The organism is Oxalobacteraceae bacterium OTU3CAMAD1, assembly GCA_024123915.1.
Classification (GTDB): Bacteria; Pseudomonadota; Gammaproteobacteria; order Burkholderiales; family Burkholderiaceae_D; genus Rugamonas.
This window is the reverse complement of the sequence record CP099650.1, coordinates 6,728,549-6,743,231: the sequence shown is the minus strand read 5'-3', so window position 1 is coordinate 6,743,231 and position 14,683 is coordinate 6,728,549. Positions and strand designations below refer to the sequence as shown.

Annotated in this window: 20 protein-coding genes; 16 read left to right on the top strand and 4 right to left on the bottom strand. The window is 62.8% G+C overall.

The features are described 5' to 3' along the window. The first annotated feature begins 17 nt into the window (after positions 1-17). Positions 18-503, top strand: a complete 486-nt coding sequence (gene rfaE2, locus NHH88_28815) for a D-glycero-beta-D-manno-heptose 1-phosphate adenylyltransferase (GenBank protein ID USX13607.1) — start codon at positions 18-20, stop codon at positions 501-503. Beyond that, on the top strand, positions 500-787 hold the full coding sequence (locus tag NHH88_28810) for a hypothetical protein (protein USX13606.1): 288 nt from the start codon (positions 500-502) through the stop codon (positions 785-787). Before rfaE2 ends, NHH88_28810 begins: the two co-directional genes overlap by 4 nt. 163 nt (positions 788-950) lie before the next feature. Here NHH88_28810 and trmL read toward each other — a convergent pair whose 3' ends face one another. Together trmL and NHH88_28800 are read right to left on the bottom strand one after the other, a co-directional pair. Next, positions 951-1,421 carry a tRNA (uridine(34)/cytosine(34)/5-carboxymethylaminomethyluridine(34)-2'-O)-methyltransferase TrmL gene (gene trmL, locus NHH88_28805; protein USX13605.1) on the bottom strand — a complete coding sequence of 157 codons (471 nt, stop codon included), beginning with the start codon at positions 1,419-1,421 and terminating at the stop codon, positions 951-953. A gap of 37 nt (positions 1,422-1,458) precedes the next feature. After that, positions 1,459-2,304 (bottom strand): ComF family protein, encoded by an 846-nt coding sequence (locus tag NHH88_28800; GenBank protein ID USX13604.1) that lies wholly within the window; start codon positions 2,302-2,304, stop codon positions 1,459-1,461. A 94-nt stretch (positions 2,305-2,398) separates the two neighbouring features. Between NHH88_28800 and NHH88_28795 the strand changes: the two genes are divergently transcribed. From NHH88_28795 to NHH88_28765, 7 genes are all read left to right on the top strand, one after another. Beyond that, positions 2,399-3,325, top strand: a complete 927-nt coding sequence (locus NHH88_28795) for a methyltransferase domain-containing protein (protein ID USX13603.1) — start codon at positions 2,399-2,401, stop codon at positions 3,323-3,325. 432 nt (positions 3,326-3,757) lie between these two features. Next, a complete protein-coding gene (gene coxB / locus NHH88_28790) occupies positions 3,758-4,975 on the top strand; it encodes a cytochrome c oxidase subunit II (GenBank protein ID USX13602.1) in 1,218 nt (405 codons plus the stop codon). Positions 4,976-4,990: 15 nt separating this feature from the next. After that, the gene (gene ctaD, locus NHH88_28785) at positions 4,991-6,580 is read left to right on the top strand and encodes a cytochrome c oxidase subunit I (GenBank protein USX13601.1); all 1,590 of its coding nucleotides are present in this window, start codon (positions 4,991-4,993) and stop codon (positions 6,578-6,580) included. A 14-nt stretch (positions 6,581-6,594) separates the two neighbouring features. Further along, complete coding sequence (locus tag NHH88_28780; protein USX13600.1) at positions 6,595-6,702, top strand: cytochrome oxidase small assembly protein; 108 nt, start codon at positions 6,595-6,597, stop codon at positions 6,700-6,702. A 16-nt stretch (positions 6,703-6,718) separates the two neighbouring features. Then, positions 6,719-7,315: a cytochrome c oxidase assembly protein gene (locus NHH88_28775; GenBank protein USX13599.1), complete on the top strand. Its 597-nt coding sequence runs from the start codon at positions 6,719-6,721 to the stop codon at positions 7,313-7,315. Further along, positions 7,302-7,508, top strand: a complete 207-nt coding sequence (locus NHH88_28770) for a DUF2970 domain-containing protein (protein ID USX13598.1) — start codon at positions 7,302-7,304, stop codon at positions 7,506-7,508. The genes NHH88_28775 and NHH88_28770 overlap by 14 nt, the downstream gene beginning before the upstream one ends. 38 nt (positions 7,509-7,546) lie before the next feature. Next, positions 7,547-8,431 (top strand): cytochrome c oxidase subunit 3, encoded by an 885-nt coding sequence (locus NHH88_28765; GenBank protein USX13597.1) that lies wholly within the window; start codon positions 7,547-7,549, stop codon positions 8,429-8,431. Positions 8,432-8,531: 100 nt separating this feature from the next. On the opposite strand, the gene NHH88_28760 is transcribed toward NHH88_28765, so the two are convergent. After that, entirely contained in the window at positions 8,532-8,735 is a 204-nt protein-coding gene (locus tag NHH88_28760; protein USX13596.1) for a twin transmembrane helix small protein, read from the bottom strand. A 39-nt stretch (positions 8,736-8,774) separates the two neighbouring features. Here NHH88_28760 and NHH88_28755 point away from each other — a divergent pair, with 39 nt between their 5' ends. Genes NHH88_28755 through NHH88_28730 form a run of 6 tightly spaced genes read left to right on the top strand, consistent with a single transcriptional unit; the run spans position 8,775 to position 13,827 of the window. Continuing rightward, complete coding sequence (locus tag NHH88_28755) at positions 8,775-9,509, top strand: SURF1 family protein (GenBank protein USX13595.1); 735 nt, start codon at positions 8,775-8,777, stop codon at positions 9,507-9,509. 28 nt (positions 9,510-9,537) lie between these two features. Next, positions 9,538-10,116, top strand: coding sequence for a cytochrome C oxidase subunit I (locus NHH88_28750; protein ID USX17465.1), 579 nt, complete (start codon positions 9,538-9,540; stop codon positions 10,114-10,116). Between the two features lie 5 nt (positions 10,117-10,121). Further along, on the top strand, positions 10,122-11,285 hold the full coding sequence (locus NHH88_28745) for a COX15/CtaA family protein (protein USX13594.1): 1,164 nt from the start codon (positions 10,122-10,124) through the stop codon (positions 11,283-11,285). Positions 11,286-11,294: 9 nt separating this feature from the next. Then, positions 11,295-12,188 carry a heme o synthase gene (gene cyoE / locus NHH88_28740; protein USX13593.1) on the top strand — a complete coding sequence of 298 codons (894 nt, stop codon included), beginning with the start codon at positions 11,295-11,297 and terminating at the stop codon, positions 12,186-12,188. Beyond that, a complete protein-coding gene (locus NHH88_28735) occupies positions 12,185-12,775 on the top strand; it encodes an SCO family protein (protein USX13592.1) in 591 nt (196 codons plus the stop codon). The genes cyoE and NHH88_28735 overlap by 4 nt, the downstream gene beginning before the upstream one ends. Beyond that, positions 12,772-13,827: an AI-2E family transporter gene (locus NHH88_28730; protein USX13591.1), complete on the top strand. Its 1,056-nt coding sequence runs from the start codon at positions 12,772-12,774 to the stop codon at positions 13,825-13,827. Before NHH88_28735 ends, NHH88_28730 begins: the two co-directional genes overlap by 4 nt. A gap of 24 nt (positions 13,828-13,851) precedes the next feature. Here the strand turns inward: NHH88_28730 and NHH88_28725 are convergent, their stop codons facing one another. Further along, the gene (locus tag NHH88_28725; protein USX13590.1) at positions 13,852-14,250 is read right to left on the bottom strand and encodes a GFA family protein; all 399 of its coding nucleotides are present in this window, start codon (positions 14,248-14,250) and stop codon (positions 13,852-13,854) included. Positions 14,251-14,459: 209 nt separating this feature from the next. Between NHH88_28725 and NHH88_28720 the strand changes: the two genes are divergently transcribed. Beyond that, entirely contained in the window at positions 14,460-14,672 is a 213-nt protein-coding gene (locus NHH88_28720) for a hypothetical protein (protein USX13589.1), read from the top strand. Positions 14,673-14,683 lie beyond the last annotated feature (11 nt).

Below are 14,683 nucleotides of genomic sequence, written 5' to 3'. Positions count from 1 at the left end.
ACATCGAAAAGACCCACATGCCCCAATTTGAAGACAAGATCTGCACCCGTGAACAACTGGCCGCGCGCGTGGCCGCGCTGCCCAAGCCGGTGGTGCTGACCAACGGTGTATTCGACATCCTGCACCGCGGCCATGTTACGTATCTGGCGCAGGCACGCGCGCTGGGGGCGTCGCTGGTGGTGGCCGCCAACACCGACGCCTCGGTGAAACGGCTGGGCAAGGGCGACGACCGGCCGTTGAACAACTGCGGCGACCGCATGGCGGTGCTGGCCGCGCTGGAATCGGTCAGCCTGGTGGTCGATTTCGACGAGGACACGGCGCTGGAGGTGGTGCAGCAGGCGCGGCCGGAGATCTACGCCAAGGGCGGCGACTATCGGATGGATGCGATACCGGAGGGTCAAGCGGTGCTGGCCTACGGCGGGCAAGCGATCGCGATCGACTTCGAGCATGACCGGTCGACCACCAAGCTGTTGACCAAGGTGCGCGCGCAGCGTCCGGCATGAGGCTGCTGCTAATCGCCGTCGCGGTGCTGGCGTTCATCGGCGTGCTGTGGGGGCCGGTGACGTATGTGGCGTGGCGGCTGTGGCAGCGTGGCGATCCGGTCGCCTTCCGGCAGTTGCGGTTCATGCTGCCGGCGCAGCTGATGGCGGCGGTGGCGCTGGCCTTCACCGCCGATGTGCTCGGCATGCGCAATCCGCCCGCGCTGTTTGCCGCCTCGACGGTCATCGTCAGCGCGGTCGGCACGGCCGCGCTGGCGCTGGCGCGGTATGTCGCAAGACGCCGCTGATCCAGGCCTGGATCGTACGCCTTACCGGTGAGACACGTAGGGCGGATTAGGCGAAGCCGTAATCCGCCATCTATGAGCCGCTGGCCACGCATGCATGGCGGATTACGCTACGCTAATCCGCCCTACGTGTCTCCTCGGTATTTATACGGTAACTAATTAGCCGCTATGCGCCGCCGGCGTAGCCGTTCTGGCGCCACGCTTCGAACACCACCACCGCCACCGTGTTCGACAGGTTCAGGCTGCGGTTGTCGGGGCGCATCGGCAAGCGGATGCGCTGGGCCGGCGGGAAATTTTCGCGCAGCGCCGGCGGCAGGCCGCTGGTTTCGGAGCCGAACACGAACACATCCCCCGGCTGGAAACTGGCCTGCGCGAACGGCGACGAGCCGTGCGTGGTCATCGCGAACATGCGCGACGGGTCCGGCTGCAGGTCCGCCAGGAACGCTTGCCAGTCGGCGTGCACTTTCATCTTGGCGTACTCGTGGTAATCCAGCCCGGCACGCTTCATCTTGGAATCCTCCAGCGGGAAGCCCAGCGGTTCGATCAGGTGCAGCTGCGCGCCGGTGTTGGCGCACAAACGGATGACGTTGCCGGTGTTCGGCGGAATTTCGGGGTGGACCAGCACGACGTGAAACAAAATGTTCTCCTCAAACCTACAATATTCAATGCGCAATTCAATGTGGCGGCGTGCGGGCGAACACCAGGTTGCTGACGCGCGCTGCGCCATGGCGCTTTAATGTTGCCGCCAGCTCGTCCAGCGTGCCGCCGCTGGTCATGACGTCGTCGACGATGCCGATATGCCTTCCGCGCACCAGCGCGGCGTCCGGCACCGCGAACGCGCCGGCGATGTTGCGCTGGCGATGCTCCGGCGCGACGCTGCTTTGCGCCGTCGTCTCGCGCACCCTGGCCGTCAGGCGCGGATGCAGCGCGACGCCGAGGCTGCGCGCCAGCGGCCTGGCGATTTCCAGCGCCTGGTTGTAGCCGCGCTCGGCCAGCCGGCGCGGCCCCAGCGGCACCGGACAGATCAGCGCCGGCAGGATGAAGCCGGGCTGCTGCAACACGGCGTCGCGCAGCAGGCGCGCGAACAGGGCCGCCAAGGCCAGCCGGTGGCCGAATTTCAATTGCAGCACCAGTTGATCGACCGGCATCGCGTAGTCCGCCGCCGTCAAGGTGACGTCGAAGGCCGGCGGATGTGTGGCGCACAGGCCGCACAGCCGGCGCCCGGGCTGTCCGCTTGCCTGTTTATCGGCCCAAACTTGCCCGCTGTGTTCCGCCGCCGCGCTTGCGCCGGGCAGCGGGTTGGCGCAGCATTCGCAGCGCGCGATGGCGACATTGGCGCCGAAAAATTGTGCGGCGCAGTCCGGGCAGAGCGTGTCGTCGCTTCCCAGTCCGCACAGCGCGCAGGAGGTCGGCAGCAACGCACGCAAGACTCTCGCGCTGGTGCGCCGCAGCAGACGGCCGGTCGGGCCGGCGCCGCCGCCGCCAGTGGCTGTTGTTTCTTCGATCAGCTTGCCACGCATGCCACGCTCCCGGCAAAAAACGCGGGCCGTAGGCGTCGCATTCGCGTTCAACCATGTACACTGCCGACATTATCGCATTACAGACCACCCCACGATGCATGTGCCCGCAAATCCACCCAAACTGAGTGCGCCTATCGATCTGGAGCGTGTGCGCGCGCTATTTTCCCGCCCTGAACGCATTGCCCCGGCCGATTTCCTGCGCCGCGAAGTGTCGTCGCGCATGTTCGACCGGTTGGAACTGATCAAGATCGCGCCGCAGCGCGTGCTCGATGCCGGCTGTGGCGCCGGCGCCGACTTGCCGCTGTTGCAAAAAGCCTACCCGGCCGCGCAGATCCTCGGCATCGATTCCGCCGAGGCGCAGTTGCGCGCCGCGCAAGGCCAGGCGACCAGGCAATCGTCGCTGAACCTGCTGCTGAGCAAACTGCTGCCATCCAAGACCGGCGTCGACCTGATGTGCGGGGATTTCGCTGAATTGCCGCTGGCACCGAACTCCGTCGACCTTGTGTGGTCCAATCTGGCCCTGCATTGGCATCCCCAACCGGATCGCGTGTTCGCCGAATGGCGCCGGGTGTTGCGTGTAAACAGTCTGCTGATGTTTTCCTGCTTCGGTCCCGATACCTTCCGCGAGTTGCGCGCGGCGTTCGCCGAGGCCGACCTGGCCCAGCACGCGCTGCCGTTCGTCGATATGCACGACTTCGGCGACCAACTGGTGGAGGTTGGTTTCTCGACGCCGGTGCTGGATATGGAAGTGATCACCGTGACCTACGACACGCCCAAGGCGCTGCTGGCCGATGTGCGCGCCCTGGGCGGAAATCCGCTGGGGACGGTGGGCAGGGGACTGATGGGCAAACACGCCTGGCAACGCATGCTGGACGCGCTGGAAAAGACCCGCCGTCCGGACGGCAAGCTGGGACTGACCTTCGAGGTGATTTACGGCCACGCCTTCCGGCCGGCGCCGAAAGTGACTTCCAAAGGTGAAGCCATTATTCGCTTCGATCTGCCCCGCAAGCCGCGCCAGTAGCGGGTTTGCGGCTGTTTCACCTGCCGTTTAACATTTCGCACTGTGGTAAAGCTGAGTGCGCTGTGAGGGACGGAAGAGTTGCAAAATGGATTATTTGTTGATGTGCGCCGTTGTTGTTATATATAATCATTGACTAATTTTGCCAGCATGTCACGTCGCCAGCTATAACCCACCGACGCGAGGCGAAAGCAGTCAGAACGAACAAGAACAAGCAGTTGAATTAAGCATAATCAGGCTTTTATGTTGTCCGTAAGCAGTATGTAGGGACGACGTTCAAAGTCTCAAGGTCCCGCCGGGGTCGCGTTGAAGAAGTTGTTCAAACGTGGCTGGCATGGGGCCTGAAGTTGTTTAAGGAGCGGCGCCGGTTCAGTTCACCGAAATCCGGAGTCGTTAAAAAAATATTTTTTAATTTCTTGGGTGGTTGGGGAAAACATGACACATGCGAAGCGACTTCAATCGTTGATGCTCGGGCTGACGATGACGGCAGCCAGTATCCCAGCGTGGGCGGCGGAGACGGCGGCAGGCACCTACGGCGCGGCGACCGGCGGCACCGGCGGACCCGTCCCCGGGCAGATGAATCTGCAGCCCCCCGCGACCCAGATCGCTTCCCAAATCTACGACCTGCACACCTGGATGATGGTGGTCTGCCTGGTCATCTTCTTCGCCGTGTTCGGCGTGATGTTCTATTCCATCTTCAAGCACCGCAAGTCGCTCGGCCACAAGCCGGCCACCTTCCACGAATCGACCGCCGTTGAAATCGCCTGGACGGTGGTGCCGTTCCTGATCGTCATCGGCATGGCGCTGCCCGCCACCCGCACTGTCGTCGGCATGAAGGACACCTCCAACGCCGACATCACCATCAAGGCCACCGGCATGCAGTGGAAATGGGGCTACGATTACCTGAAGGGCGACGGCGAAGGCATTTCCTTCCTGTCGAACCTGAAAACCCCGCGCGCGCAAGTGGGCGCGCCAGGCTTTGCGCCGACCGAGGCGCGCGGCGACAACTACCTGATGGAAGTCGACAACGAAGTCGTCGTGCCGGTCAACAAGAAGATCCGCATCGTCACCACCGCCAATGACGTGATCCACGCGTGGTCGATCCCGGCCTTCGGCGTCAAGCAGGACGCCATTCCCGGCTTCGTGCGCGACACCTGGTTCAAGGCCGAGCACACCGGCACCTACCGCGGCTATTGCTCCGAGCTGTGCGGCAAGGAACACGCGTTCATGCCAATCGTGGTCAAGGTCGTCACCGACGCCGAGTACAAGACCTGGGTCGACGGCAAGAAAAAGGAAATGGCCGCGCTGGCCGACGATCCGACCAAGACCTGGACCATCGACGAACTGAAAACCCGTGGCGAAAAAGTCTACACCGCCAACTGCGTGGTCTGCCACCAGGCCACCGGCAAGGGCGTGCCGAACGCCTTCGCGCCGCTGGACGGCTCGGCCATCGTCAACGGCCCGAAAGCCGATCAGATCCATGTGCTGTTGAACGGCCAGAAGAGCGGCAAATACCCGGCCGAGATGCCGGCGTGGAAGCAATTGTCGGACACCGACATCGCCGCCGTCATCACCTACACCCGTAACAGCTGGTCGAACAAGGCCGCCGAAAACATCGTTCAACCGGCCGAAGTCATGGCTGCACGTAAGTAATCAGGAGCGTTACAAATGAGCACAAGCACCTTGGATCACGCACACGATCACGATCACGCTCACGACCACCCGCACGGGCTGTCGCGCTGGTTGTTCGCCACCAACCACAAAGACATCGGCACGCTCTACCTGTGGTTCTCGTTTGTCATGCTGCTGTCGGGCGGCGTACTGGCGCTGATGATACGCAGCGAGCTGTTCAAGCCCGGCCTGCAATTCTTCCAGCCTGAATTCTTCAACCAGCTGACCACGATGCACGGCCTGGTGATGGTGTTCGGCGCCATCATGCCGGCCTTCGTCGGCTTCGCCAACTGGATGATCCCGCTGCAGATCGGCGCCTCGGACATGGCGTTCGCGCGCATGAACAACTTCTCGTTCTGGCTGCTGCCGCCGGCCGCGCTGCTGCTGGCGACCTCGTTCCTGGTCCCCGGCGGCGCCACCGCCGCCGGCTGGACCCTGTACGCGCCGCTGTCGACCCAGATGGGCCCGGGCATGGACATGGCCATCTTCGCGATGCACTTGATGGGCGCGTCGTCGATCATGGGCTCGATCAACATCATCGTCACCATCCTCAACATGCGCGCGCCCGGCATGACCCTGATGAAAATGCCGATGTTCTGCTGGACCTGGCTGATCACCGCCTACCTGCTGATCGCCGTGATGCCGGTTCTGGCCGGCGCCATCACCATGACCCTGACCGACCGCCACTTCGGCACCACCTTCTTCAACGCGGCCGCCGGCGGCGACCCGGTCATGTACCAGCACATCTTCTGGTTCTTCGGCCACCCCGAGGTGTACATCATGATTTTGCCGGCGTTCGGCATCGTCTCGCAGATCCTGCCGGCGTTCGCCCGCAAGCAGCTGTTCGGCTACGCGTCGATGGTGTACGCCACCGCGTCGATCGCGATCCTGTCGTTCATCGTCTGGGCCCACCACATGTTCACCACCGGCATGCCGGTGACGTCGCAGCTGTTCTTCATGTACGCGACGATGCTGATCGCGGTGCCGACCGGCGTGAAGGTCTTCAACTGGATCGCCACGATGTGGAAGGGCTCGATGACCTTCGAGACCCCGATGCTGTTCGCGGTCGGCTTCATCTTCGTGTTCACCATCGGCGGCTTCACCGGCCTGATCCTGGCGGTGACCCCGATCGACATCCAGCTGCAGGACACCTACTACGTGGTGGCGCACTTCCACTACGTGCTGGTGGCCGGCTCGCTGTTCGCGCTGTTCGCCGGCTTCTACTACTGGTCGCCGAAGTGGACCGGCCACATGTACAACGAAACGATGGGCAAGGCGCACTTCTGGCTGTCGCTGATCACGTTCAACATCACCTTCTTCCCGATGCACTTCCTGGGGCTGGCCGGCATGCCGCGCCGCTATGTCGACTACTCGGCGCAGTTCACCGACTACAACATGATCGCCACCATCGGCGCCTTCGGTTTCGGGCTGTCGCAGGTGTTCTTCCTGTTCGGCGTGATCATCCCGACCATTCGCGGCGGCAAGAAAGCCGAAGCGAAGCCATGGGATGGCGCCGAAGGGCTGGAGTGGACCGTGCCGTCGCCGGCGCCGTTCCACACCTTTGAAACCCCACCGCAGTTCAAGTAACGCGGTTGGATATCATGACAGAGCAAAAGAAGCCGAACAATGCGCGCACCGCCTGGATATTGGCCGGGCTGGCGCTGTTCTTTTTCCTGTCCGTGTTCGTCAAGCGGATGTGGTTGAGCTAAGCCGTGAAGGGATGACGTGAGCCGGGACAACGAAACCAGCGGATTGAATCGCACCTTGTTGGGCAAGCTGATCGTCATCGCGGTGGTGATGTTCGGTTTTGCCTACGCGCTCAATCCGTTCTACCGCCAGATCTGCGAAGCGCTGGGGCTGAACGTGCTGACGCAGAAGGACGGCACGGTCGAGTTCGACAAGAACACGCAGGTCGACAAGACCCGCAACGTCGTCATCGAATTCGACGCCAACGCGCAGGGGCCGTACCGCTTTCGCCCGACGGTGACGAACATGACGGTGCACCCGGGCGAGCTGGCGACGGTGACGTATGAAGTGGTCAATACGCAAAACCGCGATGTCGCGGCGCAGGCGATTCCAAGCTACGCGCCGCAAAACGCGATGCAGCACTTTAAAAAGGTCGAATGTTTTTGCTTCAAGCAGCAGGCACTGAAGCCGAACGAGGCGCGGCAGATGCCGGTGGTGTTCTTCATCGACCCGGCGCTGCCGAAGGATGTGAAGACGATCACCTTGTCGTACACCTTCTTCGAGGTGGGCGGCATGGACAAAACCGCGACCAAGACCGCCGCGGTGAGCGAGGGCGCTAACAATGCCGTCCGATAACAAGGAAAAGGCGTCGTTCCTGTACTCGTTGCGGGCGGTGTTCTGGTCGTTTTTCGGCTTGCGCAGGAAGAGCGATTTCGATACCGATTCGGCCAAGCTGAATCCGTTGCACATCGTTATCGCCGCCCTGATCGGCGTGGCCGTTTTCATCGGCTTGCTGATCACGGTAGTCAAATTAGTAGTGGCACAATAAAAGTAGCATCCTCGAATAAATGATTTAGGGAGATGAAGATGAGTTCACATGTCGGTTCACAGGTCGGATCACACAACGCCACGGCGCCGTACTACTTTGTGCCGGGTCCGTCCAGATGGCCGCTGTTCGCCGGTATTTCGCTGCTCGTCACGATGGTCGGCGCCTCCGGCTGGGTGAACGACGCGTCCTGGGGCATGCCGGTCAACTTTATCGGCTTGGCCGCGATCATCACCGTGCTGTATTTCTGGTTCGGCGACGCCATCAAGGAATCCGAAGCGGGGCAGTACAGCCAGCGCATCGATTACTCGTACCGCTGGTCGATGGGCTGGTTCATCTTCTCGGAGGTGATGTTCTTCGCCGCCTTCTTCGGCGCGCTGTTTTACGCGCGCACGATCACGATGCCGTGGCTGGGCGACCTCGACCACAAGTTCATCTGGCCCGACTTCGCCGCGCACTGGGGCAACACCGGCCCGGCCGGCACGGTGGAAACCTTCCGCACGATGGGCCCGTTCCCGATTCCGACGATCAACACCGCGCTGCTGCTGACCTCGGGCCTGACGTTGACGATTTCGCACCACGCGCTGCGCGCCGGCCACCGCGCGCAGACCGCGATCTGGCTGTTCGCCACGGTGCTGCTGGGCGCCATCTTCATGGGCTTCCAGGCCTACGAATACATGCACGCGTACTCGGAACTGAACCTCAAGCTGACCTCGGGCATCTACGGCTCGACCTTCTTCATGCTGACCGGCTTCCACGGCTTCCACGTCACGATGGGCGCGATCATGCTGTCGGTGGTGCTGTACCGCGTACTAAAAGGACACTTCACGCCGGACAACCACTTCGCGTTCGAAGGCGCGGCCTGGTACTGGCACTTTGTCGACGTGGTCTGGCTCGGTTTGTACGTTGTCGTGTACTGGCTGTAAGGGCGCAGCGTTATAATGCCGCGACGGGTTCGTCGCGGCGAAAAAAGCCGCAGACGGGAACGCCCGCTGCGGCTATTTTTTTAAGTGCAATTCCGGGAGTTCAGGTACGGATGCCGGTGGGTTGGATGTAGCCGAGCTTGTAGGCGAGCAGTATCAGCAGGAACAGGGCGATCGACAGGCCCACCCGCAGCGCGAGCGCGTTGACGGTGTTGTTGTTTTTGCCCTTGTCGCGCATCAGGAAGAAGAAGGCCGATCCCAGGCTGCCCAGTATCAGGATGAACGCGATGGCGACAGCAATTTTCATGACAGGACCGGGCGGTGAAATGATTGAGACTCCATTGTAATGCCTATTCGCTTCCGCTTTAAATTGATCCCGTTCGCGGCGACCGCGCTGCTGGTGACGCTCGGCATTCAGGCAGGGAACTGGCAGGAACGCCGCGCCGCGCAAAAAATCTCCGCACAGGATAAACTTGCTCAAGGTAACTTGGCCGGGCCGCTGGTGCTCGACGGAAAGGCGCTCGACGCCGGCGCCGTCGAATTCCGCCGCGTGACCGCGACCGGCCAATTCGTCGCCGACTGGCCGCTGTATCTGGATAACCGCCCCTACCAGGGCCGCTCCGGCTTTTACGTGCTGATGCCGTTTAAAATCGCCGGGTCGGGCATGCATGTGCTGGTCCAGCGCGGCTGGCTGCCGCGCGATTCGGCGCAGCACGACAAGCTGCCGGCCTACACAACTCCCACGGGCGAGGTCACGCTGGAAGGCGTGGCGCGCTTGCACCCGGATCGCGTGATGCAGTTGGGTACGGCGCCGCCGCTGGCGCCGAACGCGATCGTGCAGAACGCCGGCCCGTTGCAGGTGGCCGAGCAGAGCGGCTTGACGATGCAGCCGTTCGTGCTGCAGCAGACCGCGCCGGCCAAGCCGGGCGGCGACGACACCCGCATGGCGCGCGATTGGGCGCTGCCGGCGATGAGCGTCGAAAAACATCAGGGCTATGCCTTCCAGTGGTACGCGCTGGCGGCGATGGCCGTTGTCTTCTTTGTTGTGAACGGATTCAGACGTGCAAAACCCGCCAAATAATCAAACCTCCCGTGGCCGCTGGAAGCTGATGGCCGTGCTGGCCGTGTGCGCCGCGCCGCTGATCGCTTCGTATTTCATGTATTACGTGGTCAAGCCCCAGGGCGGCGTGACCAACTACGGCACCTTGATCGATCCGCGCCTGTATCCGATCCCGCCGATGGCCAGCACCACGCTGGACGGCAAGCCGGCCACGCTGGACGATTACAAGGGCAAGTGGATCATGCTCAAGGTCGGCCCGTCCGAGTGTCTGCAGGAATGCCAGGACCAGCTGTTCGCGATGCGCCAGCTGCGCACCATGCAGGGCAAGGCCATGGAGCGCGTCGAGCGCGTGTGGATGATCACCGACAGCGAGCCGCTCGATACGGTGCTGATGCGCGTCAACGACGGCACCCGCATGCTGCGCGCGCCCGCCGCCGTGGTCGACAAGTGGCTGCCGCTGGATAAAGCGGCGCCGGCCGACAAGGTCTCCGACCACGTCTACCTGATCGACCCGTTGGGCAACCTGATGATGCGCTTCCCGAAAGGCGCCGTTTCCAGCGACACCGAGAAAGTGCGCAAGGTCCACAAGGATCTCGCCAAGCTGCTTAAAGCCTCCGCGATCGGATAGCCATCATGCACATGACCCTGATCCAAATGGCGGTCACGGCGTTGCTGGTCGCGCTGCTGCCGCTGTCGCTGGTCTACACCTCGTCCGACGCCAGCAAGTACCGCAAGCTGGTGTGGGTCAGCGTGTTCCTGACGTTCGACCTGATCGTGTTCGGCGCCTTCACCCGCCTGACCGATTCCGGCCTGGGCTGTCCGGACTGGCCGGGTTGCTACGGCGCCGCCAACCCCTTCCTGGCGCACGCCCAGATCGTTGCCGAGGAAACCCTGCGCCCGACCGGCCCGGTCACCGTGGTCAAGGCTTGGATCGAAATGATCCACCGCTACCTGGCGATGGCGATCGGCGTGCTGATCGTGGCGATGATGTCGCAGGCGTGGTACCGCTGGATTAAATCCAAGCGCACCCGCATCGAGTACGCGCCGGCCATGCCGACCTTCCTGTTTTTCTTCGTCTGCCTGCAGGGCGCATTCGGCGCCTGGACCGTCACGTTGAAGCTGCAACCGGTGATCGTCACCATCCACCTACTGCTGGGCATGGGGCTGCTGGCGCTGCTGGTGTGGTACGGCGGCCGCCAGAACCAGCTGATCTCGCCGGTGCGCACGGTGACGGCGTCGCCGCCGGCGATGCGCAACATCCGCGCGCTGGCCGCCGTCTCGGCGCTGATCCTGCTGGTGCAGATCGCGCTGGGCGGCTGGGTCAGCACCAACTACGCGACCCTGGCCTGCACCGATTTCCCGCTGTGCGGCGGCAAGCTGGTGCCGGAGATGGACTTCGAGCACGGCTTCACCCTGTGGCGCGAGCTGGGCAAGACCGCCGCCGGCCACTATCTGCCGTTCTCGGCGCTGACCGCGATCCATTGGGTGCACCGCAACATGGGCTTCATCGTCGCGCTGGTGGCCGGCTACACGGCCTGGCGCGCGTGGGACCACCCGGCGCTGCACAAGACGGCGCGCGGCATGGCCATCATGCTGGCGGTGCAGATCGCCAGCGGCGTGGCCACCATTTACCTGAGCTTCCCGTTGACCATCGCCGTGCTGCATAACGCCGGGGCGGCCATGCTGGTCCTGCTGCTTACCATGTTAAACTACAAGGCTAAGTACCAGTACGATCTTGCCAAAAAAGCAGCTTCAGGCTCGGCTTTTCCGCAGATCTTGCCGGTCAGGCAACGATAAGCACACCTGATGACCACTCACACCGCCATTTCCAAACCACCCAGCCGCGCCTCGCAATATTGGGCGCTGACCAAGCCGCGCGTCACCCAGATGGCGGTGTTTTGCGCCGTCATCGGCATGTTTCTCGCCACCGAGGGACTGCCGGACTGGCGCGTGGTGGTCGCGGCCACCATCGGCATCTGGCTGCTGACGGGCGCCGCCTTCGCCGTCAACTGCCTGGCCGAGCGCGAGATCGACGCCCGCATGGCCCGCACCGCGCGCCGTCCGATGGCGCTGGGCGACATCACCGTCATGCAGACGGTGGTGTTCGCCACGGTGATCGGCGGCGCCGGCATGTGGATTCTGTACACCATGGTCAATCCGTTGACGATGTGGCTGACCTTTGTCACCTTCATCGGCTACGCCATCATCTACACGATGATTTTGAAGCCGTCGACGCCGCAGAACATCGTCATCGGCGGGCTGTCGGGCGCGATGCCGCCGGCGCTGGGCTGGGCCGCCATCGCCAACGAGGTGCCGATGGAAGCGTGGCTGCTGGTGCTGATCATCTTCGTCTGGACGCCGCCGCATTTCTGGGCGCTGGCGCTGTACCGCCGCGACGACTACGCCAAATCCGGGCTGCCGATGCTGCCGGTCACGCACGGCATGCAGTTCACGCAGTTCCACGTCTGGCTGTATTCGATCGCGCTGGCCGCCACTACCTTGCTGCCGTTCGCGGTGCACATGAGCGGGCTGATTTACCTGGTGTCGGCCGTCATCCTCAACGCCGTGTTCCTGCACCACGCGTGGAAAATCTACCGTCACTACACCGACCTGGTGGCCCGCAAGGCGTTTACCTGGTCGATCATCTATTTGTCGCTGCTGTTCGCGGCGCTGCTGGTGGACCACTACATCAAACTATGAAAAAAATCCTCGCCCTGGGCCTGCTGGCCGTCTCCATGATGTTGGCCGGCTGCGGCGAGAAAACCGCGCCGGCGCCGACGTTCAAAAGCGTCGACATCACCGGCGCCGCCTTCGCGCGCGACTTCGCGCTGACCGACCACACCGGCAAGCCGCGCACCCTGGCCGACTACAAGGGCAAGGTGGTGGTGATGTTCTTCGGCTTCACCCAGTGCCCGGACGTGTGCCCGACCACGATGGCGGAGATGTCGGCCGTGATGAAGGAGCTGGGCCCGCAGGCCGGGCAGGTGCAGGTGTTGTTCGTCACCGTCGATCCCGAGCGCGATACGAAAGAGTTGTTGTCGGAGTACGTGCCGGCGTTCGACAAGCGCTTCGTCGGCCTGTACGGCACGCCCGAGCAGACCGCCGCCACCGCCAAGGAATTCAAGGTGTTCTATTCCAAGGTGGAGGGCAAGACGCCGGGCAGCTATTCGATCGACCACACGGCCGCCAGCTATATCTTCGACCGCAACGGCAAGGTGCGCCTGCTGGTGCGCCATAACCAGGGTCCGGCGCCGATCGTCCACGATATCAAACAACTGTTGTTATGAGCGGGGACCCCGTGGGCCAGCGCTTCCAGCCTTTTACCCGGCTCGCCGCCATCATCCTGCTGGTGATCGGCTGCCTGTTCGTGCTGCGGCCGTTCCTGGCCGCGATCCTGTTCGCCTGCGCCATCGCCATCTCCAGCTGGCCGCTGTATCTGCGCCTGCTCGACCGCGTCAAGGGGCGGCGCTGGCTGGCCGCCATCATCATGAGCGTGGGCCTGACCCTGCTGATCGTCGTGCCGCTGACCCTTGTCACCTGGAACATCGCCGACAACGCCTCCGAATTCTACGACCACTTCAAGGGCGACCTTGATACGGGCGCCCTGTCGCCGCCGGCATGGCTCAAGGATATTCCCATCGTCGGCGACATCATCGACACCTATCTGCGCAAGCTGCTGGGCAGCCGCGACGAGCTGGTCAACACCGCCAAGGGCATGCTGGAGCCGGCGCGCCACTTCCTGCTGGGCGGCGGCATGGTGCTGGGCAGCGGCGTGGCCCAGGTCAGCCTGGCCGTGTTCGTGAGCTTCTTCCTGTACCGGGATGGCCAGAACATCATCATCACGCTGTCGAACGCGATGAACAAACTGATCGGCGCGGAGCAGAGCCTGTCTGTGTCCGACACCGTCAGCCGCACCGTGCGCGGCGTCATGTACGGGCTGCTGGGCACGGCGCTGGCGCAATCGGTGGTGGCGGCGATCGGCTTCCTGATCGCCGGCGTGCCGGCCGTGGCGCTGCTGTCGGTGGCAACCTTCCTGTTCTCGCTAATACCTGTGGGGCCGCCGCTGATCTGGGGCGGGGCGGCGCTGTGGCTGTTCAACGAGGGCAGCGTGGCCTGGGGCGTGTTCATGCTGGTGTGGGGCGTGTTCCTGATCAGCGGCGTGGACAACGTCGTCAAGCCATTGCTGATCAGCCGGGGCAGCAGCCTGCCGTTCGTGCTGGTGCTGCTGGGCGTGATGGGCGGGGTGCTGGCGTTCGGGTTCGTCGGGCTGTTCATCGGGCCGACGTTGCTGGCGGTGGGACTGGGCTTGCTGAAGAACTGGACCGGCCAGCCGGTTTGATGCGGCCGGTTTTTCGCGCGGTGGCTACAAGTGCCGCACTTCGTCCGGCGGCGTTTCCCAGTTGTCGTTGCGGCCGTCCAGATAGGTGATCGGCGCGTTGATCAGCTCTTCGGGCGTGACATCGTCGAGGCAGGTCACATTGACGGCATAGAATTCGCCCCAGCGCGGCGAGCTGCCGATGCCAAACGAGCGAACGCCGCAGTGACGGCAAAACAGGTGCTTGTCCCGCTTGGTCAGGAACTGATAGATGGTAAGGTCTGCTTCGCCGGAAAGAAGCCGAAACGCTGTTGGCTGGATGATGGCCGGCCAGAACCGTACCTTGGTGCAGATCGAGCAATTGCAGCGCAAGGTTCCCTGGCTTAGATCGATGTCCGCTTCAAAGCGCACGGCGCCACAATGGCAGCTTCCATGGTAGGTTTTCACGAGTTCTCCGGCAGATTCAATGCCTTCAAGATTAACAGTGGATCGTGTCACTGACAATGTCCTGCGGCGTGCCGATTGCTACCAGAGCCGGTTTGTTTTACCTCAATGCGAGCGCGCCTGGTTTGAACTGTGTACTCGATATCGTGGGTATATAATTTTTGTTCGCAGACGTTCGATGGCGGTTTAATTGTTCTAACGAGGTGGACAATATGAGCGCGAAACCTATATTTTCCCATGCCGACGTGGCGGCGATTAATGCTCGGATCGCGCGCTATTCCACTGCGCCTCTCGCATCGGCTGATTTGCCCCGCGTTCCTGCCTCGCCGGTAGCCGCGAAAGTGCTGCGTGAGATTGGAATTTCCCGCGAAAAGCTGAACGAGGCATTCCGCACCGCTCTGATGACGGCTGATTCTGAAAAATAGGGTTTGCGGCC